Source organism: uncultured Shimia sp., from assembly GCF_947493595.1.
Classification (GTDB): Bacteria; Pseudomonadota; Alphaproteobacteria; order Rhodobacterales; family Rhodobacteraceae; genus Shimia.
The window spans coordinates 102004-124313 of sequence record NZ_CANLRL010000001.1; the positions used below are offsets into that span (position 1 = coordinate 102004).

Consider the following 22310-nt stretch of genomic DNA (forward strand, 5'->3'; position numbering starts at 1 on the left):
ATGCGGGAAATTAGCGACCGGGCCAGCGGCATTTTGAGCTATTTCACCCGCCACGCCACCGCCGCCAACCTGCTTTTGGTGGTGCTGATCTTGGCAGGCATTGCAGCCATGCCGCGCATGCGGGCGCAGTTTTTCCCCGATGTTGTGATCGACAATGTGTCGGTGTCCATTGCCTGGGACGGGGCAGGGGCCGAAGATGTTGATGCCGCCATTGTGCAGGTCATGGAACCCGCTCTGTTGGCTGTGGAAGGGGTGGAAAGCACCGCGTCGCGCTCCACCGAAGGCAGCGCCCGCATCACGCTTGATTTTGAACCCGGCTGGGACATGGCGCGTGCTACAGATGATGTGCAGGTGGCCGTGGATGCCGTGAACACGCTTCCGGAGGAGGCCGAAGACCCAACCGTGCGGCGCGGCGCCTGGCGGGATCGCGTGACCGATGTGGTAATCACTGGCCCTGTGGACGTGAACCAGATTGCCCGCTTCGCGGATGAGTTTGTCACACGTCTCTATGCGGAGGGTGTGACCCGTACCACCATTCGCGGTTTGGCCGAACGTCAAACCATTGTGGAAGTCTCCTCGGTGGACCTGATCACCCACGACATCACCATGGAGCAGATCGCGCAGGCCATTGCTCAGGAGGTCAACGCTGACCCCGCAGGCGATGTGACCGGCGCCTTTGCTCGCGTGCGGACGGGCGTGGAAAAACGCGCCCCAGATGAAATTGCGGGTATTGCCCTGCGCTCCAATTCTGACGGCACCAAGTTGACCGTGGAGGATGTGGCGACCGTGCGCGTCGAAGGTGTGGACCGCAACCGCACCTATTTTGTGGGCAACGATCCGGCCATGTCGATCCGCGTCGACCGTACCGATGCAGGCGACGCCATTGCGATGCAACGCGCCGTGGAAGAGGTCGCAGCCGAGATGCAGGCGACCTTGCCTCAAGGTGTGAAGCTCGAATTGATCCGCACCCGCGCCGAGGCCATCACTGGCCGTCTCAACCTGTTGATCGACAACGGGTTGATGGGGCTGGCGCTGGTGATCGTGCTGCTGTTCTTATTCCTGAACGCCCGCACCGCTTTCTGGGTGGCCGCCGGTATTCCAACAGCCATGTTTGCCGCCGTGGCGCTGATGTATGCCGCAGGGCTGACGATCAACATGATCTCGCTCTTTGGCCTGATCATCACGCTTGGCATTGTGGTGGATGACGCAATTGTGGTGGGTGAACACGCCGACGCGCGTGCGCGTCGCCTCAATGAACCGCCCTTTGTCGCCGCCGAAAACGCCGCAAAGCGTATGTCCTTGCCGGTGTTTTCCTCCACCATCACCACCGTGATTGCCTTCTTTGGTCTCACCGCCATTGGTGGGCGCTTTGGTGATCTGATTGCCGACATCCCGTTCACCGTGATTGTGGTGCTTCTGGCTTCGCTGGTGGAATGTTTCCTGATCCTGCCGCACCATATGGCCCACGCCATCAAAAACTCTGCCAAAGAGCATTGGTACGATGTGCCGTCTCGTGTGGTGAATCGGGGCTTCCGTTGGGTCCGTGAAACCCTGTTCCGCCCCTTCATGCGGTTTGTGATCTGGGCGCGCTATCCTGTGATAGCTGTCGCTGTGGTTGCCTTGGCCACGCAAGCCGCTTTGTTCATCGGCGGCGACGTGAAATGGCGTTTCTTCAACGCGCCTGAGCGCGGCTCTGTCACCGGCAATTTTGCCATGCTGCCAAGCGCGACCCGCGCCGACAGCCTTGCGATGATGAAGGAGATGCAACGCGCCACGGAGGAACTAGGCCGCGAGTACGAAGAGCGCCACGGCCGCAATCCACTGGATTATGTGATCGCCGAAATTGGCGGCAACTCTGGCCGTTCTCTGCCGGGCTCCGAAAGCCTCGATCCAGACCTCTTAGGCGGCATTGCCATTGAACTCATCGACGCCGACTTGCGCCCCTATTCCAGTTTCGCTTTTGTCGGGGAGCTGCAGGACCGCGTCGCGCGTCATCCTTTGGTGGAAACCGTGAGCTTCCGCGGCTGGCGCTCCGGTCCCGGCGGTGATGCGCTGGACGTGCAATTCTACGGCGCCGATAGCGAAACCCTGAAATCCGCCAGCGAAGCCTTAAAAACCGCGCTGGAAGAGTTTGGCGAAGTCTCCGCCGTAGAGGACAACCTCAGCTATGACAAAGAAGAGTTGATTCTTGAGCTGACCCCACAAGGCCGCGCGCTGGGCTTCTCCATCGATGCACTGGGCCGCGTGCTGCGGCATCGTCTCAACGGTATTGAAGCCGCCAGCTATCCAGACGGCCCGCGCAGCGCCGCCATCCGCATTGAATTGCCAGAAGGGGAGCTCACCGCCGACTTCCTTGAAGGCAGCCTGATGCGCACGCCAAACGGCGCTTATGTGCCGCTGGCGGATGTTGTGACCGTGCAAAGCCGCACCGGGTTCTCCACCGTGCGCCGCGAAAACGGCGTGCGTCTGATCTCTGTGACCGGTGATATCTCTGAGGATGATCCCGCCCGCGCCGAAGCTATTTTGGAGCAGTTGCGCGACGACATTCTGCCCACAATTGCCAGCGAAAAACAGGTCGAGTGGCGGCTCGCAGGTTTGGCGGAGCAGGAAGATGAATTCCTCAATGATGCCCGCTCTGGCCTGATCCTCTGTCTCGCTGGCATCTATCTCGTGCTGGCATGGGTGTTCTCCAGCTGGACCCGCCCCATGGTGGTCATGGCGATCATCCCCTTTGGTTTGGTCGGCACCATTTACGGTCACTGGTGGCACGACGTGCCACTGTCGATGTTCACCGTTGTCGGCCTTCTGGGCATGACCGGCATCATCATCAACGACAGCATCGTGCTAATCACCACCATCGACGACTACGCCAAGGACCGGGGCGTGATCCCCTCGATCATTGACGGCGCCGCCGACCGTTTGCGCCCGGTGTTTTTGACAACGGCCACCACCGTCTTAGGCCTTGCGCCCTTGCTGTTTGAGCGCAGCGCCCAAGCGCAATTCCTCAAACCAACCGTGATCACGCTGGTCTACGGACTAGGCTTTGGCATGTTTCTGGTGCTGCTGGTGGTGCCGGCTTTGGTGGCCATTCAGTACGATTTCACGCGCCAGATGCAGGCCCTGCGCCGCGCGCCCCGTGCCAAAGGCATCCGCGCAGGAGTCTTCCTCTGTGCCACGGTCATTGCCGCGTGGTTGGTCGCCACTTTTGGCTGGGTGTTGCTGAACGGCGAAATCCACCCGCTTCTGGCCCAAACCGGCCTGCCCAACGACACCTTCAACAGGGCATTCCCATCGCTGTTGCTGTTCCTCGTAGGGGCATGGTTGATTTCGTTTGGGGGGTATTTGGTGGGAGTCGCTTGGATGATGCTTCGCGCCTGGCGCAAGGCGGCCTCAGCCTGAGCAGCCGATAATATCGACAGCATGGTTGGCACCCAACACGGTGAACCGCAGATCCGCGCGGTTCACCATGAAGGATCTGGCGTCCACATGCATCATCTCGGTTTCGGTCACCAAGGCGCCGCCCTGACGTTTGGTGGTGCCTTCTGCTACCCAGACTTGAGGATCGGCGGTTTCAACAACAGCCACCTCCGCGCCACCCGCGCTGGGCATATGAATGGTCGCCTTGAGCGCCACCCCATCTGAAGTGGGCGAGAGTTTGCAGGTCACTTTGCCCACGCCAGCTTCACGCGCCGTCAAAGGCTGATCTACCAACGCCGCGGTGATTTCTGCATTCCGCGCACCGTTAGGCGGCAGTTCTGCTTTCACCTTCAGCCGCTGCGGGACACAGATCTCGCGGCAGACACCGATGTCGAGCGTGGCCTTCACACGCACAGGTTTGCCCGCGTCTTTTGGCGCAATCTTTATCGGCAAAACCAAAGCGTCAGTGTAACCAATCGAGCGCATGCCATTTTGGTCGAACACTTCAGGCGTCGGCCACGCCAAAGAAACAGACCCCATATTGCGCGATCCATTCCAGGTGATCTGTGGCGGAATGCCCGCGTCTCCCGGCGCCCGCCAATAGGTCTTCCAACCGGGGTTCAGGGTGATTTTCACCGCCGCCATATGGGTGCCATCTGCATCACGCCATCCCGGCAACACTTCGGCCTGCACCACTTGGTCAAAGGATTGCGCAGTGGCCGCAATTGGCGACAGGGCAGGGGCCATCAGCGCTGCAAGCGCCAGAGAGGGGAGGAGGGAGCGTTTGGTCATAGCCAACACATGGGCCATTGTGCCCCAAAAACCAACTCACAATCCGATCAGAAAACCGCGAGCGATTGAAACAGTTTGCTTACCTCTTGCGTCTAACCTCTGCGGGACACATGTTGAAAGAAGACGTCGACATTCAACGTATGAGGTCCCCTTGGACACGACACAAGACACTGACACGCAAATGGATTTGACCGGACAGCTGCTTATCGCCATGCCAGGCATGAGCGATCCGCGCTTTGCCCATTCCGTTGTGTTCCTCTGCGCCCATTCCTCAGACGGGGCCATGGGGTTGATTGTGAACAAGGCGATTGACGGTGTGAATCTGTCCGATCTGTTTGATCAGCTCTCGATCGAACCCAAATCCCCGGACGCCACATCAACGCTGCATTTTGGGGGACCGGTGGAAACCGGTCGTGGCTTTGTGTTGCATTCGCCGGAGTATAAATCTGACCTGTCCAATCTGCAGGTTGGGGCAACCTTTGCTTTGACGACGACGCAGGACATCCTCGACGACATGGCGCAGGATTTGGGTCCGCATAAAGCGCTGACTTTGTTGGGATACAGCGGCTGGGGTCCGGGGCAGCTGGAAAACGAAATTGGCGACAATGGATGGTTGGTCGCGGATGCCACCGACCAGATTGTCTTTGACACCAGCAACTCAGACAAATGGGCCGAGGCGTTAAAAAGTATTGGGGTCGATCCTCTGACGCTCAGCTCCGCGGCTGGTCACGCCTGATTTTCAGAAAGCGAAATCACAAGAGCCACCGCCTCGCCACCGAGGGGGCGAGCGCCATGACCTTTGCCGGTTGTGTCTTCCATCAAAAGCCGGTCGCCGGGACCAAACACACGGGTGTCGCCTGTGCTGGTCCAACCTTCGACCTGCCCTTCCAGAAGGACAAACAGTTGCCGGCGTGGAGAAGGGTGGGCGGCGTCACTCCAATCTTTCGGAAACCGAAACCAAAAGCATTGAGATGCCTCAATGGGAACCGAAATATCCAAAGCCGGAGCTGGAGGCGCATATTGGATCGAAGACATGTCGAATGTGATGTCCTCAAAGTGGCTCTCGCCAAAGTCGTCAGAGTATAGTCTGACGCATGTGACGCTATCTGCCATGGTTCTTCCCCCTGCGTAATGAACATGAACGCTTAGCCTTCTGGACCAGCAGTCATCCGTCAAGTGCAGGGCTAGGCATCTCTGGGGGCGGCCGCGCGGCGCAAACGGTCATTAATCGCACGGCCAAGACCGTGCTCTGGAATAGGCGACACAGCAATAGGGGCATCCCCGTCCGCATCTAAGGCATGCAGGTGATAAAACAAGTTGGCTGCGGCTTCGGTCAAATCGCCTGCTTCGCTGAGATTCAGCGTTGCCCCTTCAACTTTGCCAAACCCCAAAAGCCGCTCACCTTCCGTAATCTCAACCGCGTTTAAGCGCACCGACGCGCCTGGGGCGTAATGTGACAGCATCTGCCCGGGCGCAGTCAGCGGATCAGCTTCTGAGCGGCTGACAACTGGGCGACCCAAAGCGGCTGCTATGGCTTCCTGCGGCAAGCCGCCGGGGCGCAGCAATGTGGGTTCGTCAAACAATCCCAAAATGGTACTTTCCACACCAACGCCGCACTCACCACCATCCACCACGGCCTCAATTCGACCAGACAGGCCGTTGATCACATGTTGCGCGCGGGTGGGGCTGATTTTACCAGACGGATTGGCTGACGGCGCAGCGACTGGCCCGTCAAATTCGCTGAGCAAGGCCTGCGCCACTGGATGCTCCGGCACACGGATCGCCAGCGTTGGCAGGTTGGCGGTCACCAAAGGGGACAGGCCAGAATCATCTCGCAGTGGCAGCACAAGGGTGAGCGGCCCGGGCCAGAAGGTGGCTGCAAGCCGGTCTGCCATTTCATTCCACTTCACGTAGCGTTTTGTCGCAGCCACATCCGCCACATGCACAATCAGCGGATTGAACGTCGGGCGGTGCTTGGCCTCAAAAATCCGCGCCACAGCCATGTCCTGACGCGCGTCTGCGCCAAGCCCATATACGGTTTCCGTGGGGAACGACACCAATCCGCCATCCCGCAGAACCGATGCTGCACGTGCATATCCTGAGCTATCAGGGGAGAGGATATCTGTGTCCAAGAGGCGCTCCTGTGACGCTGCGTTTTTCTGTGATCGTCTCAACAAGACCCTTACCGTAAGGCCCAAAGCTGCATACAAGCAGCAGCACTTATTGCCAAGCCTGCCGGAGAGACAGATGCCCTTTCGCGCCCCAGTAACCGATTTCCAGTTCCTTTTTGATCACGTGGTGGATTTTGCAAATGTCTCCGCAACTGAGCGTTTTACCGATGCGGACCGCGATACAACTGAGGCCATCCTCCTGGAAGCCGGCAAGATGGTTGATGAGGTCATGGCGCCAATCAACCGCAATGGCGATCTCGCTCCGGCAGTGTTGGAAAACGGCGTTGTGCGCACCTCTCCGGGGTTTGCCGACGCTTACAAAGCCATCGCCGAAGGCGGCTGGATTTCCACCGGAGCCTCGCCGGAATACGGCGGCATGGGGCTGCCACACACCATCACCACCGCGGTGAACGAGATGATGGCCGCGGGCTGCCTGTCGCTGCAACTCAATCCGCTGATGACCCAAGGCCAAATCGAGGCGCTGGAGCATCACGCGTCAGAGCAGATCAAAGCCACCTATCTGGAAAAGCTGATCACTGGTGAATGGGCCGGCACCATGAACCTGACCGAGCCTGCCGCAGGCTCTGATGTGGGCGCGCTGAGCTCTAAAGCTGTTCCAAACGATGATGGTTCTTTTGCGGTCTCCGGCCAGAAAATCTTCATCAGCTGGGGCGACAATGATTTCACCGGCAACGTCTGCCACCTGGTGCTTGCCCGTCTGCCTGACGGCGTGCCCGGCACCAAAGGGATCAGCCTCTTCATCGTACCCAAATACATCCCGGACGAAGCCGGCAACCCGGGCGTCGCAAACACCCTGGGTGTTGTGAGCCTGGAGCACAAAATGGGCCTGCACGGGTCTCCAACTGCCGTGATGCAGTTTGACAACGCCAAAGGCTGGCTTGTTGGCGACGCCCATGACGGCATGAAATGCATGTTCACCATGATGAACAACGCGCGGCTTGGTGTTGGTGGGCAAGGCGTGGGCGCAGCCGAAGGCGCCTACCAAATGGCGCTGGAGTATGCGCTCGAGCGTAAACAAGGCCGCACCCCAGTTGAAGGTGGCGGCACAATCATTGACCACGCGGATGTGCGTCGCATGCTGGCGGGTATGAAAGCCGACATCTTTGCCGCGCGCGCCATCGAAATGGCCTGTGCCGTCGCCATCGACATGGGCACCGCCACGGGGGAAAAAGAATGGAAAGCCCGCGCGGCCTTCCTGACCCCCATTGCCAAAGCCTTTGGCACCGACGTGGGCATCAAGGTCTCTGAGGACGGCGTGCAGGTACACGGTGGCATGGGCTTCATTGAGGAAACCGGCGCTGCACAATTCTCTCGCGACGTGCGTGTGACTGCGATCTATGAGGGCACCAACGGCATTCAATCCATGGACCTCGTGGCCCGCAAATTGATGGACGGTGGCGACGCCGCCTACGCCTTGCTCGATGAAATCGAAGACTGCGCCGAGAAAGTCCGCGAAAGCATGGCTGATCTGGCCGAGCCTCTGTGGCAGGCCACCGAAACCCTGCGCGAAGCCACCGAATGGATGGTCGCCCAAGGGGATATGAACGACCGTTTTGCCGGCTCCGTGCCTTTCCTGCGCGGCTTTGCTCGTGTGCTCGGCGGTTATTATCACCTGCGCGCCGCCATTGCCGAAGGGGGCGAAGGTCCACGCAGCAAGCTGGCGAAGTTCTACATCCAACGCCTGTTGCCAGAGCACGCCGGTGTGCTGATACACGCGATGCAGGGCGCAGAGGATCTCTACGCGATCACCGCCGAAGATCTGGGCGCGGCCTGATGCAAGACGGCGCGGCAGGCATCCGCTATCCTTGGGAAACCCCTCCAGCTGAGGGAGAGGCCATTGAGGTGGCCAAGGGCGTCCTCTGGATGCGTCTGCCGCTGCCGATGAAACTTGATCACGTCAATGTTTATGCGCTGGACGAAGGCGACAGTTGGACCATCATCGACACCGGGTTTGACAGCAAGCGTGGCCGCGGCATCTGGGAGACCCTGATGGCCGGCCCCTTGGGTGGCAAACCCGTGTCTCGTGTGGTGGTGACCCACCACCATCCAGATCACGTGGGGCTCGCTGGATGGTTCCAATCTGAGCACGGCGCCAGCCTTTGGACCACGCGCACCGCGTGGTTGTTTGCGCGCATGTTGCAATTGGACGAACAAGCCGTACCACGCCAGGAAACGCTCGATTTCTACCGTGCCTGCGGCATGGATGAAGAAATCTACAACCAGCGATCCAGCGAACGGCCTTTCAATTTTGCCGATGTGGTTGCTCCGATGCCCCTGGGCTTCAAACGCATCAAGCAGGATGACGTGATCGAAATGGGCGGTCGCAAATGGACCGTGCACATCGGCAATGGCCACGCGCCGGAACATGCCACTTTCTGGTCTCAGGACGACAACTTGGTGCTGTCCGGTGATCAAATCCTGCCCTCGATCAGCTCCAACATCGGTGTTTATGCGACAGAACCAGAAGCTGACCCTGTGGCGGATTGGCTCGAAGCCTGCGAAAGGCTCAAACAATACGCCCGTGATGACCAACTGATCCTTGGCGGTCACAAGCTGCCCTTCACCGGCGCGCCCCTGCGCATGCGACAGCTGATTGACAACCACCACGGCGCGCTCAAGCGGCTGGTCGAGCACCTCGACACGCCACAAACTGCTGCTGAATGTTTCTTGCCGTTGTTCAAACGCCAAATTGATGGCGGGGCTTATGGGCTTGCGCTTGTTGAAGCCCTTGCACATCTCAACCATCTTTACCAAGTTGGCGACGTAAGCCGCACCACGCGCGAAGACGGCGCGTATCTGTGGCAGCGGATCGAATAACAGGCGCGAACACCTATGACTGACGACATCAAAACCACCGCAGAGGCCATCGAAGCGGAGGCTTTGCCACGCTTATACGAAGTGCATTCTGACCCTGATGCTGAAACCGTGGCGGTGCCCGAGGACATCGCCAAACAACCGGTGAAGCAGAAAAGCGCGGCGGAATGGGCCTACGAACGCCTGATCCTTTACATTCAGAACTTCGAAAAGCAGCTCGATAACGAACACGAAGTGGCAATGGGATTTGTCGGTGGCGAAGCTGGCGTGCTGCGCATCGAGGGCATGGGCTTCTTTGATCCCGATATCGTGACCTTCTACGGCACCGACAGCAGCGGTATCAAAACCCAACTGGTACAACATGTCAGCCAGCTGAACGTGATGCTGCGGGCCTTGCCGAAACAGAAAGACACCGGCGAAGCGCCGTCACGCATTGGCTTCCGCTTGGCCGAAGGTCTCAAGAAAGACAGCGCCTGAGGCAGAGATCATTGCCTGCGTCACCTGAGTGGGTGACAGGGCCAAATGAATCAGCTATCCAGCGTTTTAAGCAGACAGGAAGGATTACTCCCATGGCGGAACACAAGCACGGTTCGATGAACATCGACGCTCAAGAAAAAGCATTTGCAGGCTTCATCAAGGCCTCCACATATGTGTCGGTTGCAGCAATCGGCGTTCTGATTTTCCTGGCGATCTTCAACAGCTGATCGCATCGGGCGGGGGTGCCCTTTATGAATGTTTTGGTTCGTGGTTTGGCGCTTTTGGCGCTGGTGGCCTCTGTTTCCGCGTGTTCGGTGCGCAATCCGGCGTCGGAGAACTCACCGGATGCCGCTGTGGAGGCCGCACGCTATGTGCATGACGGTCCCAAACAGCTGACACTCTACACAATGATCTCCAACGAGAGTGGCTCTGGCGCTCACACGTCGTTGATGATCAACGGCAGCCAACGGGTCGCATTTGATCCTGCAGGCTCTTTCCGCAAAGAGGGCGCCATCGTTGCCAAAAACGATGTTGTCTACGGCATGACGCCTTACATGGTGGATCAATACACCCGCTTTCATGCTCGGGAGACTTACCATGTGGTGGTGCAGTCGATAGACGTGAGCCCACAGGTGGCAGAGATGGCGTTGCGCAAGGCGCAGACTTTGGGCCCCGTTACCGAAGCCCAATGTGCAAAATCAACGTCGGCGTTGCTCCAGACACTGCCAGGATTTGAAGATGCACCGCAGTCTTATTATCCGCGCAAGCTGATGGATTACTTTGCCGATAAAGGTGCGACTTATGATCGTTTGTTTGAGTATGACGATGATGACAAGTCCAAGGTGCTCGCGGCCTTTGTGCCGGAATACGAACGCCAGTAAGACCTCGCAAATGATGCACAGAAGCGCCCTACGGGGCGCTTTTTTGTGCGCGCATCGCCACAGTCGCAAAACAGTCGCGATACAGACGTAATACCGACGTGGATTTTAGAGGAAATACAGCCCCAAAAACAACGTCGCGGCGCCGCCAAAAATCGCCGCCAATACGTTCTTGGTGACATAGCCCAAGCCCAATGTTACCGCCGCAGCCGCCAGTCGTGCAGGGTCTGGCTGTCCCTCAGTTGCTGCGGGCCACAGCACAAGCGGTGCCACCAGCCCCGGCAGCACGGCCACAGCCGTATAGCGCAGATGGCGCAGTACCCATTCCGGCATCTCACGGTCGCCGATCACGCCCAAAAACAAGTAGCGCAGACCAAAGCTACCCAGCCCCATGGCGATAATGATCACCCAAATGGTTGTGCTCTCACTCATGCCATGTCCTTGTTTTCGGTGCGCAATTCAACAAAAGCGCCGGTTATCATTCCGGCAATGCCTGCCACGATCAGGCCCAGGTTCCAGGGCAGGAAAGCAAACAGCAGTGCGCAAATCACAGAAACCACCGCCGCTGCAATATGCGCCTTTGTGCGCAGCATTGGGCCAATCATTGCAAGGAAGGTGATTGGCACCGCAAAGTCGAGGGCAAAGCTGTCGGGAATAGACTGGCCCACCAGCGCGCCAACCAGTGTGGCGAGATACCAGTTGGGCAGAACTGGCGCGATAACCCCTGCGAAATAGGAGGTTTTTTGGGCCAGTGTCATCTCCGGACGCTTCTCATATTCCATGACAGACAGCGCGTAGCTTTGGTCCACCAAACTATACGCCACCAACGCCCGCCGCCATGCGGGCAGGGCACCAAGGTGCGGGGTCATAGAAGCGGAATACATCGCCATCCGCAGGTTCACAGCCAGAGCTGAGGCAATCACTACAAGCGTCGGAGCATTGTCCGCCATGAGCTGCAATGCCGTGAACTGCGCCGCTCCGGCGATGACAACAATCGAGAAGCTCATGACCTGCACCAAAGGCAGCCCTGCCTCAGTGGCCACAACGCCAAACAACATGCCAAACGGCCCTACCACGAGGACAAACGGCAATCCGTCTCGGAAGCCGCGCCAGAAGGTGGACCTATCCCAATATGACGCCATAAAAGCCTCGCTGAAATGTACCTTTGTCGGGGTAGCGAGTTGGCTCGACCTGCGCAAGCGTTGCGACCGTAAAGTCGCAGCAAAGTTATTGATGGTGGCAATGCAAAAAAATCATCACTAGGTTGCCCGCAAACCAATGGAGGACACGCATGGCAGACGCGCCGGACCTGGCACAATTTTTGATTGCCCCTGATCCCAAAGCGCCACGCTTGACCCGCGCTGTGACCGGCGTGGATCACCTCGGGCAGGAAACCGAAATTTCCGTTGTAGAAGAACGGCCTCTGACGATTTACCTCAACAGCCAGGAAATCGTGACAGCCATGACGATTGGCGACTATCCGGAGTATCTTGCGGTGGGTTTTCTGCGCAATCAGGGCATGTTGCGCGACGGAGACGTGGTCACGCGAGTGGATTATGACGAAGAGCTCGAAGTGGTTGTCGTGCGCACCGAAACCGAGACCAATCACGAAGAGAAGCTGAATAAAAAGACCCGCACGTCCGGGTGTGCTGTGGGCACTGTTTTTGGTGACATGATGGAAGGGCTTGAGGGGGTAGAGCTGCCTCAGACGCAGGTGAAAACCAGCGACCTTTACGCGCTGGCCAGCACCATCAATCGGACGCCGTCGTTGTATCTCGAAGCCGGGGCCATACACGGGACGGTGCTGTGCCAAGGCGCGCGCCCCTTGGTCTATATGGAAGATGTCGGGCGGCACAATGCGGTGGACAAAATCTCCGGCTGGATGTTTCAGAATGGGGAAACAGCAGCGGACAAGATGATGTACACCACTGGGCGATTGACCTCGGAAATGGTGATCAAATGCGCGTTGATGGGTATTCCTGTTTTGGCCTCTCGCTCGGGGTTCACCGCATGGGGCGTGGAGATCGCGCGGCAAGTTGGTTTGACGGTGATTGGCCGTATGCGTGGCCAGAGATTTGTCTGTCTGAGCGGTGAAGAGCGCTTGTTGCGCGACGTCGACCCGTCGAGTGTGCCGGAAGAGGCCAAGAAACATAGGCGCAAAGGGGGATTTCACAAATGAAACAACCTCTTGGTGTGATCCTGGCTGGCGGGCAAGCGACCCGTATGGGCGGCGGTGACAAGGGGCGCTTGTCTCTTGGTGGTAAGACAATCTTGCAGCACGTCATTGATCGGCTGGAGCCGCAGGTGGCTGGTCTGGCGATCAACGCAAATGGCGACCCTGCGCGGTTTGCGGATCTTGATATGCCCGTCTTACCGGATTCTTTGGCGGAGTTTCCCGGCCCATTGGCAGGTGTCTTGGCGGGGCTGGACTGGGCGGCGGAGCAGGGCGCGGAAGCCATTGTGACCGCAGCTGCGGACACGCCGTTTTTTCCCTGTGATCTGGTGCCGCAATTGTTGCTGGCGGCGGAAAACTTGCCGCATCCCCTAACGTTAGCGGCGTCCGGCGAACCGGGCGGCAAGCTTTGGCGGCAGCCCACATTTGGCCTTTGGCCTGTGGCGTTGCGGAATGATCTGCGGGCGGCTTTGGAAGATGGCTTGCGAAAAGTTGTGATCTGGACAGACAAACATGATGCAGGTCAAGCAGCCTTTGTTCAAAGCGGGATAGACCCCTTCTTTAATGTGAATACGCCGGAAGACCTTGAAGAGGCGCGCCGGATTTCTGGAGAGATAGAATAACAATGCAAATCTATGGCGTTGTCGGGTGGAAAAACTCGGGCAAAACAGGATTGATGGAACGTCTGGTGACAGAAATCACCGGCCGCGGTTTTAGCGTGTCTACGGTTAAGCACGCACACCACAGTTTCGACGTGGATCATCCCGGCAAGGACAGCCATCGCCATCGTGTGGCGGGTGCACGCGAGGTTCTATTGGCAAGCAAAAGCCGCTGGGCTTTGATGCATGAGTTGCGCGATGAGGACGAACCCACGCTGGAGGAATTGCTCACCAAGCTGTCTGATGTCGACCTCGTTCTGGTTGAAGGGTATAAGAGAGACGCTCACCGAAAGGTGGAGGCGCATCGCCAAGAGACCGGCAATGCATTGATTTCGCCAGAGGATCCCACCATTCGCGCAATTGCCAGTGATGTGGCCTTGGACAATGAGAAGCCGGTTTTCGACTTGAACAACACAAAAGAAATAGCGGACTTTATTCTGTCAGACTTGGGTTTGTCTGCGTAATTCAGCCCTTTGGAGGCCTGCATGTCTAAGCATAACGAGCTGGTGCCACCGCCGCTAAGAAATGACTGCTTTTCCCTGCCTGCCGACACCCACTGGACGCCGGTGTCCGAAGCGCTTGCGCTTTTGAAGGAGCGGCTTCAGGTTTGCGTCGGAATGGAAACCGTGCCGCTCTACCGGGCATTGGGGCGGGTCTTGGCTGAGGATGTCTTGGCGCTTCGGGCCAATCCACCACAGCCAAATTCGGCCGTGGATGGCTACGGGCTTAGTCATGCTGAGATCGTTGAAGGGCCACAAACGGTGCCTTTGGTGGACGGGCGTTCCGCGGCTGGTGATCCGTTTGAAGGGGTATTGCCGGTCGGCCATGCAGTGCGGATCTTGACTGGTGCCACAGTGCCCGAAGGTGTGGATACGGTGATCCTGCAAGAAGATGTAACGACGGATGGGCAGGCAATTGCTTTTCACGGCCCTCTAAAGCGGGGCAGCAACACGCGGAAGGCTGGCGAGGACGTCGCCAAAGGCGGGTTCATCCTTGCCAAAGGCCGGCGTATCACACCAGCTGACTTGGCACTGGCGGCAGCCACAGGTGTCTCAGAGCTTCCTGTTTTCAAACGCTTGCGTGTGGCGGTGGTGTCTACCGGAGATGAGCTGGCTGAACCGGGAAGCACAGCCCGTCCGGATCAGATATTTGATGCCAATCGCCCGATGTTGCTTGCCATGATTGCACAGTTTGGCTTTGAGCCAGTGGACATGGGGCGCGCGCCTGACGATCGGGAGGGATTGAAAGGCTTCCTAAATGAGGCTGCAATCCGCTCGGATCTGATCCTGACTTCTGGTGGCGCGTCAGCCGGTGATGAAGACCACATGTCAGCACTGCTCAATGATACTGGGTCGATGACCCTGTGGCGGTTGGCTATCAAACCCGGAAGGCCGTTGGCCCTGGGGATGTGGCAAGGCACTCCGGTGTTTGGTTTGCCTGGCAATCCTGTAGCAGCCAAGGTCTGTACGCTCATTTTTGCCAAACCGGCCATGGATGTGATGGGCGGCGCGGGCTGGCATGCCCCCGTGGGATTGAAGGTGCCAGCAGCATTTGCGAAGTCCAAGAAGGCAGGGCGACGTGAGTATTTGCGTGCGCGTTTGCGAGATGGGCGCGCAGAGGTTTTTGCGTCTGAGGGCTCTGGACGGATCAGCGGGTTGAGTTGGGCGGAGGGGCTGGTCGAGTTGCCGGACGAGGCCATGCAGGTGCAAGAGGGCACGGAAGTGCTCTACTATCCGTATTCTGCTTTTGGGCTTTAAAAAAGGCGCTCGTTAGAGCGCCTTTTATTAGTCAAAAATCCCAGCGACGCGCCCTAGTAACATAAACGCGCGTGCGGTGCGGGTCTCGGAAAGCGCCGCGATGTCGGCGTCGGTCGCGGTTTCCTCAAACTCTACAAAGCACTTGTCAAAGCGGCGCAAGAAGTGGTGCGCGGCATCCCGGAAAATCGGATCTTGCTTCATACGACCTGCTGCTAAGGCCAAAGAGCTGCGATCCCGAACGCCCCCGAGCGCGGCAATTGGCTTGCCGCGTTCACCCGCTGCAAAGCGACGCCAGATTTCCGGGCGGGCCAGGTCAGGGCGCAGGTCATCCATGTAGATACCGTCTTGGCTCAACAGAGTGAGCACATCCTGGCTTGCTTGAATCAGCTGTGCGGATTGTCGGTCCCGCAATGCTTTGCGCAGAGCGGCAAATCCTTCTGCGTCGTCCGCGTTTTCCGGGAAGTTTAGAGCCTGAATAAAATCCGTTCGAGGCAGCGGAGGCGATAGCTCTTCGGCTGGTGTGCCCAAAGCCAACGTGCCTTGATCCGCCAGATCATCTGCCGGAACGTCGATTTCTGCGGGTTTGCGGATGCTGTCGTCCCGCTCGCGGCTGGAAGAGAACGTGGCCAGTGCGGTTTCCGTCTTGCGTGTAGCTGCTGCAATCTCGTCAAGCTTTTTCGCAACCGACGGCTCAACGCCCTGCTGTGCCTGAACACCTTGCGCCTGATTGACGTAAGTACGGCGCATTGCATCAATCGCAGCTTGAAGGCGGGCACTTTCCTCGCGCATCACGCGAGATGACCGCGCTGCCGTGGCCGCGACCCAAATCATCGCAACGGGCATAAAGACAGCCAACAGGGTCATGAGGAATTGAAGCCCGCTGGCACCGTCAACGGGATTATGTTCCAGTACCAGGAAGAACACGACAGATCCGACAAGCCAAACGAAGCTAAGGCCAACCGCAATTAGCTCAATTGAGGTGACTTTAGGGCCGCTTGGCTTGTCATAAATTCCCAGCGGAGTTGGCTGAGAGTCTGTGTCGTCTTTCATGCGGGGCCGCATCTCAACTATCTGGTTCACTGAAAAGAAATACTTAGAACTTCGTAGCCTTTTTCGCCACCTGGTGTGCGAACTTCGACGCTGTCGCCTTCCTCTTTGCCAATCAGGGCACGGGCGATGGGTGACTTGATGTTGAGAAGGCCTTTTTCAATGTTGGCTTCGTGTTCGCCAACAATCTGCCAGGTTTTTTCTTCGTCGGTGTCTTCGTCCACCAAAGTCACGGTTGCGCCAAATTTGATGGCGCCGGACAGGGTTGCAGGATCGATCACTTCTGCCAGGCCAATCACCGCTTCAAGCTCTTTGACGCGGCCCTCGATGAAGCCCTGCTTTTCGCGTGCGGAATGGTATTCAGCGTTTTCCTTAAGGTCGCCAAGCTCACGGGCAGAGGCAATCGCCTCAATGATCGCGGGGCGTTCCACCGTTTTCAACTGTTTCAATTCCGCTTCAAGCGCCGTGTGGCCGGCGCGGGTCATTGGTATTTTTTCCATGGGTGCGGTCTCGTTGGTCATTGGCCGCCAAAAGGGTTTGGCGGCAGTCTGTATTACGTACTAGCTCGGCAGAGTGCCCTGAGACCGCTTTCAAATGCAAGAGTGGAAGCCAATGCAAGAAGAATTATGCTGCACTGCTGCAAAATTACTCAAATGGGTCGAAATGTCGTGGGGTTCCGATTGACGGAATGATTATAGTCGCGCTAGCAGATGCGAAAGAAAATTACCCAGCGATCCGGGAAGGGAAGCCAATGTCGGAAATCGAACGCGAAGCCATGGAGTATGACGTTGTCATCGTTGGTGCAGGTCCAGCAGGCCTGTCAGCAGCGATCCGTCTGAAGCAATTGGACGCGGACTTGAACGTAGTCGTTCTGGAGAAGGGCTCTGAAGTTGGCGCGCACATTCTTTCCGGTGCTGTTTTGGATCCTTGCGGCTTGGACGCGCTGATTCCTGATTGGAAAGAAAAAGGCGCGCCGCTGAACACTCCGGTGAAAGAAGACAACTTCTACATGTTGGGCGAGGCGGGCGAAATTCGCGTGCCAAACTTCCCGATGCCACCGTTGATGAACAACCATGGCAACTACATTGTGTCCATGGGCAACGTCTGCCGTTGGATGGCAGAGCAGGCGGAAGAGCTTGGTGTTGAAATCTTCCCGGGTATGGCCTGCTCTGAGTTGGTTTACGGCGACAACGGCGAAGTCAAAGGAGTTGTCGCAGGCGTCTTTGGTCTGGAAGAAGATGGATCGTACGGTCCAAATACCGAGCCAGGCATGGAGTTGCACGGTAAATACGTGTTCCTGTCCGAAGGTGTGCGCGGATCGCTCTCCAAAGAGGTGATTGCGAAGTACAACCTTCAGGACGGCAAAGAGCCACAGAAGTTTGGCGTTGGCATGAAGGAGATCTGGGAGATCGATCCTGCCAAGCACAATGAGGGCGAAGTAACCCACACTATGGGCTGGCCGCTGGGCAGCAACGCAGGTGGTGGTTCTTTCATTTATCATCTGGAAAACAACCAAGTGTATGTCGGGTTTGTGGTACATCTGAACTACAAAAACCCGCACCTCTTCCCATACATGGAGTTTCAGCGCTTCAAACATCATCCGAAGATCGCGGAGCTTCTGGAAGGCGGCAAGCGTGTTGCATACGGTGCGCGGGCAATTTCTGAAGGCGGTTATCAGTCCATGCCGAAGATGGTGGCGCCTGGCGTGGCGCTTTTGGGTTGTTCCGTGGGCATGGTCAATGTGCCGCGCATCAAAGGCAACCACAACGCGATGCTTTCAGGCAAGGCTGCTGCGGAAGCGGCTTTTGATGCGATCAAAGCGGAGCGTTCGGGCGACGAGCTTACGGCTTACGAAACCGAGGTGCGCAGCGGCGCGATTGGCAAGGACCTGAAGAAGGTGCGCAATGTGAAGCCGATCTGGTCCAAATGGGGCCTGACAGCTTCCCTGATGCTCGGCGGTTTGGACATGTGGACCAACACGCTTGGTTTCTCTCTCTTTGGTACGGTCAAGCACGGTAAAAATGATGCGGAAGCGACCGAAGAAGCCAGTAAGCACAAGCCGATTGATTACCCGAAGCCAGACGGAAAGTTGTCTTTTGACCGTCTGACAAACGTCAGCTTCTCGATGACCAACCACGAAGAAAGCCAGCCGTGTCACCTGCGTCTCGCCGATGACAGTTTGCCTGTGTCGGTGAACCTGCCGAAGTTTGCCGAGCCCGCTCAGCGCTACTGCCCTGCTGGTGTGTACGAAATTGTTGAAGAAGAAGGTAAAGACCCCCGCTTTGTTGTGAACTTTCAGAACTGCGTGCATTGCAAAACCTGTGACATCAAAGATCCGAGCCAAAACATCACATGGGTGACACCGCAAGGTGGCGACGGGCCAAACTACCCGAACATGTGATCGTAACACGTGGATTTTTTACCAAAACATGGGGCGGCCAATAGGTCGCCCCATTGCGTGTTGGCAGCCCCCCGACTACCTTTAAGGCGAGAATAGAGCATGGGAGTCTCACGTGGCCGGACAGTTTTTAAAATCAGTGGCGATTTCCGCGCTTTTGGCGACCATGGCGTTGCCTGTGCAGGCAGATGGCGGGGCGGGGGCGTATCTGGCTGCGCGTCAAGCCAGCTACGGATCTGACTATGCTGCCGCTGCCCGCTACTATAGTGACGCGCTAACCAAGGACCCAAGCAACCCTGTGCTTCAGGAGAACGCGGTGTTGGCCTTTCTTTCGCTTGGTCAAATTGATCGCGCTATGCCAATTGCGCGCAAGATGGATGCGGACGGCCACCAAAGCCAACTTGCGGAGATGGCGATCACGGCGGGGCTGGTTGAGGACAAAAACTACAATGAGTTGGTCGAGCGCTTGGAGGGGGCTGGTGTTGGTCCGCTGGTCGACGGTCTCATGAAAGCCTGGGCGCACATTGGCCGAGGTGCCATGTCTGAGGCTCTGGCTGCGTTTGATGAGGTGTCCAAAGAGCAAGGTCTTGGCGGTTTTGCTGCCTACCATAAGGCTTTGGCCTTGGCCTCAGTTGGTGATTTTGAAAGTGCGCACGCGATCTTTCTGGAAGGCGCGATGAACGGCATGCAGTCGACGCGGCGTGGCGTGGTGAGCGAAGTTGAAATTCTCTCACAGCTAGAGCGTAACGAAGACGCTGTTAAGCGGTTGGATGAAGCCTTTGGCGCCGATCTCGATCCTGAACTGCGGATGCTGCGGGATGACCTGGTTGCCGGGAAAGTACTGCCATTTACGCATGTTGGCTCAGCGGCTGACGGGATCGCTGAAGTGTATTTCTCGATAGCAAATGCGCTGAGAAACGAGGCTAACGCGGACTATACATTGCTCTATGCACGCTTGTCGGAGTTTTTACGCCCGGATCACACCGAGGCGCTGCTCTTGACAGCGGAACTTCTTGAAACATTGGGGCGCTATGAGCTGGCATCGCAAACCTACCAGAAAGTTCCTGCTGATGATCCGTCTTTCCATGCGGCGGAGCTTGGTCGGGCGGAAGCACTGCGCGAAGCTGGTAAAATTGAAGCCGCAATGGAGGTTCTTGAAGCCTTGACGCGCAGCCAACCGGATCTGCCGTATGTGCACACTGCACTTGGCGATTTGCGCCGTCAGGAAAAAGATTTTGATGGCGCGATCGCAGCTTACGACACGGCGATAGGCCTCTATGACACGCCTGAGCTGCGGCAGTGGTTCTTATTCTACGCGCGGGCGATTAGTCATGAGCGTCTTGGGAATTGGGAAGCAGCGGAGGCAGATTTCCGTAAAGCTCTGGAGTTGAACCCAGAGCAACCACAGGTGTTGAATTACCTCGGGTATTCACTGGTCGAGAAGCAGATCAAACTGGATGAAGCGCTGGAGATGATTGAGCGCGCTGTCGCGGCCCGTCCGGATAGCGGGTACATTGTAGACAGCCTTGCCTGGGTGTTGTTCCGCTTGGGCCGATACGAAGAAGCCGTGGGGCATATGGAGCGTGCCAGTGAACTTATGCCGGTTGATCCTGTTGTGACCGATCATTTGGGCGATGTGTACTGGGCGGTAGGCCGAGAGCTTGAGGCGCAATTTCAGTGGCGTCGGGCACTAAGCTTTGTAGATGAAGAAACCGCCGAGGAAGCCAAGCCAGATCGCATTCGCCGCAAGCTGGAAGTTGGACTGGACGTGGTGCTTGAAGAGGAAGGCGCAGCGCCTTTGGCGGCAACGGATGACAATTGAGGCTTTTGCGCCCGCCAAAATCAACCTGACATTACATGTGACTGGACAGCGGGATGACGGCTATCACCGTTTGGACTCGCTTGTCATGTTGACGGATGTTGGGGATCGGTTGACGGTTGAGAAGGCACGGGAAACCAGTTTGAACGTGGTCGGTCCAATGGCCGAAGGGGTGCCGACCGACCGCAGCAACTTGGTGATCCGTGCGGCGGAGATGTTGGGCGTTTCGGCAAAGATCACACTGCACAAGTCTTTGCCAGCAATGGCGGGGATTGGTGGCGGATCATCGGATGGGGCGGCCACAGTTCGTGCATTGTGCGCTTTGTATGATCTCGCAGTTCCAAGTGCTGAAATACTGTCATCGCTTGGGGCAGATGTGCCTGTTTGCATGGAGCCTGAATTGGTGCGGATGCGGGGCATTGGTGACGAGATTGATCGCCTGGATACACCGCCAGACTGGTCAATGATCCTTGTGAACCCGCGTGTGTCTGTTTCCACGCCGCAGGTGTTTGCAGCTATGGTTGAGCGGGACAACCCATTGATGTCAGAGCCGTTTCCGAATTGGGCTGACTTTAACAGTACAGTTGCGTGGCTGTCTGCTCAACGCAATGACATGCAGGAGGCCGCTGTTGAGATTCAACCTGTTATTGGCCAGGTGTTGGCCGAGCTAAACCAAACCGTTGGTTGCGCTTTGGCGCGGATGTCCGGGTCGGGGGCGACGTGTTTTGCAATTTACAGAACCGCATCGGAGCGCGATGCGGCTTTGGAGGTATTGCGTCACCAGAACCCAGGTTGGTGGTGTGTGCCAACGCGGCGGGTTGGGGCGCGGTTCGCTTAGTTCAGGCGGGCGACGACGTAGTCGGCGATGTCTGACAGCAAGCCCCGGATTTCGTGGTCCGGAAGTTTTTTTACAGCGTCTTTGGCTTTTTCTGCCCACTGCATTGCGTCGTCACGGGTGCGAGTCAAAGTGTTGTATTTGTCCATCAGCGAAAGCGCATGATCTAGGTCGCCGGCTTCCTGGCGGCCTTTTTCAATTGTGCGCTCCCAGAAGCTGCGTTCTTCGTCAGTGGCCTGCGCAACAGCTTTGATCACCGGCAGTGTTAACTTTCTTTCGCGGAAATCGTCACCCACGTTTTTGCCAGTCTGGGCTGAGTCGCCCTGATAATCCAGCAGGTCATCCGCGATCTGGAAGGCGATGCCAAGGGCGTCACCGTAGTCAAACAGGGCCTGCACATCGTCCGCAGACGCGCCTGCAATCACGCCGCCCACTTCGGTCGCAGCGGAGAACAGCGCAGCGGTCTTTCCTCGTACCACCTGCAGGTAAATATCCTCGTTGGTGGAGAGGTCTGTGGCTGCGGTGAGTTGCAACACTTCGCCCTCTGCGATTGTCGCGGAAGCGTTGGACAAAATACGCAACACGTCGATGTTGTTGGTTTCGGTCATCAGCTGGAAGCTACGCGAAAACAGGTAATCCCCCACCAGCACCGAGCTTTTGTTGTCCCACAGAAGGTTGGCGGTGGGGCGGCCACGGCGCTGTTCGCTTTCGTCCACCACGTCATCATGCAGAAGGGTAGCCGTGTGAATAAATTCAACGGTTGCCGCGAGGTGCACGTGGTAGGGGCCGTCATAGCCACATAATTTGGCGGCTGCCAAAGTCAGCATCGGGCGTAGGCGTTTGCCACCGGCACCAACTAGATGCGCGGTCACTTCTGGAATGCGCGGCGCATGTTTGGAGGCCATACGCTCTTCGATCAGGGCATTTACCGCTTCCATGTCGTCGCGCAGCAGGACTGCGAGGGCTTCGTGCGGCTTGCTTGCGGCGTGATCGAGACTCATTTTGGACTTCCTGTCGTGAGGGGTCGACATTGGCCGCTCCCTAACCTTAGA

General features: G+C 57.5%; 22 protein-coding genes. 14 read left to right on the plus strand and 8 right to left on the minus strand.

Features of this window, described 5'->3' with window-relative positions; all coding sequences use genetic code 11:
• A complete protein-coding gene (locus tag Q0955_RS00530) occupies positions 1 to 3399 on the plus strand; it encodes an efflux RND transporter permease subunit (RefSeq protein ID WP_299418660.1) in 3399 nt (1132 codons plus the stop codon).
• Here the strand turns inward: Q0955_RS00530 and Q0955_RS00535 are convergent.
• Positions 3391 to 4209 (minus strand): protein-disulfide reductase DsbD domain-containing protein, encoded by an 819-nt coding sequence (locus Q0955_RS00535; protein ID WP_299418661.1) that lies wholly within the window; start codon positions 4207 to 4209, stop codon positions 3391 to 3393. The two genes, Q0955_RS00530 and Q0955_RS00535, sit on opposite strands and share 9 nt — an antisense overlap.
• 181 nt (positions 4210 to 4390) lie before the next feature.
• On the opposite strand from Q0955_RS00535, the gene Q0955_RS00540 reads away from it, so the two are divergent.
• Positions 4391 to 4945: a YqgE/AlgH family protein gene (locus Q0955_RS00540; protein ID WP_299420997.1), complete on the plus strand. Its 555-nt coding sequence runs from the start codon at positions 4391 to 4393 to the stop codon at positions 4943 to 4945.
• Here Q0955_RS00540 and Q0955_RS00545 read toward each other — a convergent pair.
• Both Q0955_RS00545 and Q0955_RS00550 read right to left on the minus strand, forming a co-directional pair.
• Positions 4936 to 5322 carry a cupin gene (locus Q0955_RS00545; RefSeq protein ID WP_299418663.1) on the minus strand — a complete coding sequence of 129 codons (387 nt, stop codon included), beginning with the start codon at positions 5320 to 5322 and terminating at the stop codon, positions 4936 to 4938. The genes Q0955_RS00540 and Q0955_RS00545 overlap by 10 nt on opposite strands.
• A 71-nt stretch (positions 5323 to 5393) precedes the next feature.
• On the minus strand, positions 5394 to 6341 hold the full coding sequence (locus Q0955_RS00550) for an L-threonylcarbamoyladenylate synthase (protein ID WP_299418665.1): 948 nt from the start codon (positions 6339 to 6341) through the stop codon (positions 5394 to 5396).
• A gap of 115 nt (positions 6342 to 6456) precedes the next feature.
• On the opposite strand from Q0955_RS00550, the gene Q0955_RS00555 reads away from it, so the two are divergent.
• From Q0955_RS00555 to Q0955_RS00575, 5 genes are all read left to right on the plus strand, one after another.
• Positions 6457 to 8175 (plus strand): acyl-CoA dehydrogenase, encoded by a 1719-nt coding sequence (locus Q0955_RS00555; RefSeq protein ID WP_299418667.1) that lies wholly within the window; start codon positions 6457 to 6459, stop codon positions 8173 to 8175.
• The gene (locus Q0955_RS00560; protein WP_299418669.1) at positions 8175 to 9218 is read left to right on the plus strand and encodes an MBL fold metallo-hydrolase; all 1044 of its coding nucleotides are present in this window, start codon (positions 8175 to 8177) and stop codon (positions 9216 to 9218) included. Before Q0955_RS00555 ends, Q0955_RS00560 begins: the two co-directional genes overlap by 1 nt.
• A 15-nt stretch (positions 9219 to 9233) precedes the next feature.
• A complete protein-coding gene (locus Q0955_RS00565) occupies positions 9234 to 9692 on the plus strand; it encodes a DUF6173 family protein (RefSeq protein WP_299418671.1) in 459 nt (152 codons plus the stop codon).
• Between the two features lie 92 nt (positions 9693 to 9784).
• Positions 9785 to 9919 (plus strand): aa3-type cytochrome c oxidase subunit IV, encoded by a 135-nt coding sequence (locus Q0955_RS00570; RefSeq protein WP_299418673.1) that lies wholly within the window; start codon positions 9785 to 9787, stop codon positions 9917 to 9919.
• Between the two features lie 24 nt (positions 9920 to 9943).
• On the plus strand, positions 9944 to 10573 hold the full coding sequence (locus Q0955_RS00575) for a hypothetical protein (RefSeq protein ID WP_299418675.1): 630 nt from the start codon (positions 9944 to 9946) through the stop codon (positions 10571 to 10573).
• Positions 10574 to 10678: 105 nt separating this feature from the next.
• On the opposite strand, the gene Q0955_RS00580 is transcribed toward Q0955_RS00575, so the two are convergent.
• Both Q0955_RS00580 and Q0955_RS00585 read right to left on the minus strand, forming a co-directional pair.
• Complete coding sequence (locus Q0955_RS00580) at positions 10679 to 11002, minus strand: AzlD domain-containing protein (RefSeq protein WP_299418677.1); 324 nt, start codon at positions 11000 to 11002, stop codon at positions 10679 to 10681.
• Complete coding sequence (locus Q0955_RS00585; RefSeq protein WP_299418679.1) at positions 10999 to 11712, minus strand: AzlC family ABC transporter permease; 714 nt, start codon at positions 11710 to 11712, stop codon at positions 10999 to 11001. Before Q0955_RS00585 ends, Q0955_RS00580 begins: the two co-directional genes overlap by 4 nt.
• Positions 11713 to 11861: 149 nt before the next feature.
• On the opposite strand from Q0955_RS00585, the gene Q0955_RS00590 reads away from it, so the two are divergent.
• The 4 genes from Q0955_RS00590 to glp are packed head-to-tail and all read left to right on the plus strand — an operon-like array spanning position 11862 to position 15159.
• Positions 11862 to 12749: a formate dehydrogenase accessory sulfurtransferase FdhD gene (locus Q0955_RS00590; protein ID WP_299418681.1), complete on the plus strand. Its 888-nt coding sequence runs from the start codon at positions 11862 to 11864 to the stop codon at positions 12747 to 12749.
• Positions 12746 to 13366, plus strand: coding sequence for a molybdenum cofactor guanylyltransferase MobA (mobA, locus tag Q0955_RS00595; RefSeq protein ID WP_299418684.1), 621 nt, complete (start codon positions 12746 to 12748; stop codon positions 13364 to 13366). The genes Q0955_RS00590 and mobA overlap by 4 nt, the downstream gene beginning before the upstream one ends.
• Positions 13367 to 13368: 2 nt before the next feature.
• Positions 13369 to 13866, plus strand: coding sequence for a molybdopterin-guanine dinucleotide biosynthesis protein B (gene mobB / locus Q0955_RS00600; RefSeq protein WP_299418686.1), 498 nt, complete (start codon positions 13369 to 13371; stop codon positions 13864 to 13866).
• 21 nt (positions 13867 to 13887) lie between these two features.
• Entirely contained in the window at positions 13888 to 15159 is a 1272-nt protein-coding gene (gene glp / locus Q0955_RS00605; RefSeq protein ID WP_299418688.1) for a gephyrin-like molybdotransferase Glp, read from the plus strand.
• A 27-nt stretch (positions 15160 to 15186) separates the two neighbouring features.
• On the opposite strand, the gene Q0955_RS00610 is transcribed toward glp, so the two are convergent.
• Entirely contained in the window at positions 15187 to 16209 is a 1023-nt protein-coding gene (locus Q0955_RS00610) for a hypothetical protein (protein ID WP_299418690.1), read from the minus strand.
• A gap of 26 nt (positions 16210 to 16235) precedes the next feature.
• A complete protein-coding gene (greA, locus tag Q0955_RS00615; protein ID WP_299420999.1) occupies positions 16236 to 16706 on the minus strand; it encodes a transcription elongation factor GreA in 471 nt (156 codons plus the stop codon).
• 251 nt (positions 16707 to 16957) lie between these two features.
• On the opposite strand from greA, the gene Q0955_RS00620 reads away from it, so the two are divergent.
• The 3 genes from Q0955_RS00620 (at position 16958) to Q0955_RS00630 (ending at position 21261) form a co-directional block, all read left to right on the plus strand.
• On the plus strand, positions 16958 to 18607 hold the full coding sequence (locus tag Q0955_RS00620) for an electron transfer flavoprotein-ubiquinone oxidoreductase (RefSeq protein ID WP_299418692.1): 1650 nt from the start codon (positions 16958 to 16960) through the stop codon (positions 18605 to 18607).
• A gap of 112 nt (positions 18608 to 18719) precedes the next feature.
• Positions 18720 to 20426: a tetratricopeptide repeat protein gene (locus tag Q0955_RS00625; RefSeq protein ID WP_299418694.1), complete on the plus strand. Its 1707-nt coding sequence runs from the start codon at positions 18720 to 18722 to the stop codon at positions 20424 to 20426.
• A complete protein-coding gene (locus Q0955_RS00630; RefSeq protein WP_299418696.1) occupies positions 20416 to 21261 on the plus strand; it encodes a 4-(cytidine 5'-diphospho)-2-C-methyl-D-erythritol kinase in 846 nt (281 codons plus the stop codon). The genes Q0955_RS00625 and Q0955_RS00630 overlap by 11 nt, the downstream gene beginning before the upstream one ends.
• On the opposite strand, the gene Q0955_RS00635 is transcribed toward Q0955_RS00630, so the two are convergent.
• Entirely contained in the window at positions 21258 to 22259 is a 1002-nt protein-coding gene (locus Q0955_RS00635; RefSeq protein ID WP_299418698.1) for a polyprenyl synthetase family protein, read from the minus strand. The two genes, Q0955_RS00630 and Q0955_RS00635, sit on opposite strands and share 4 nt — an antisense overlap.
• Positions 22260 to 22310: the final 51 nt, after the last annotated feature.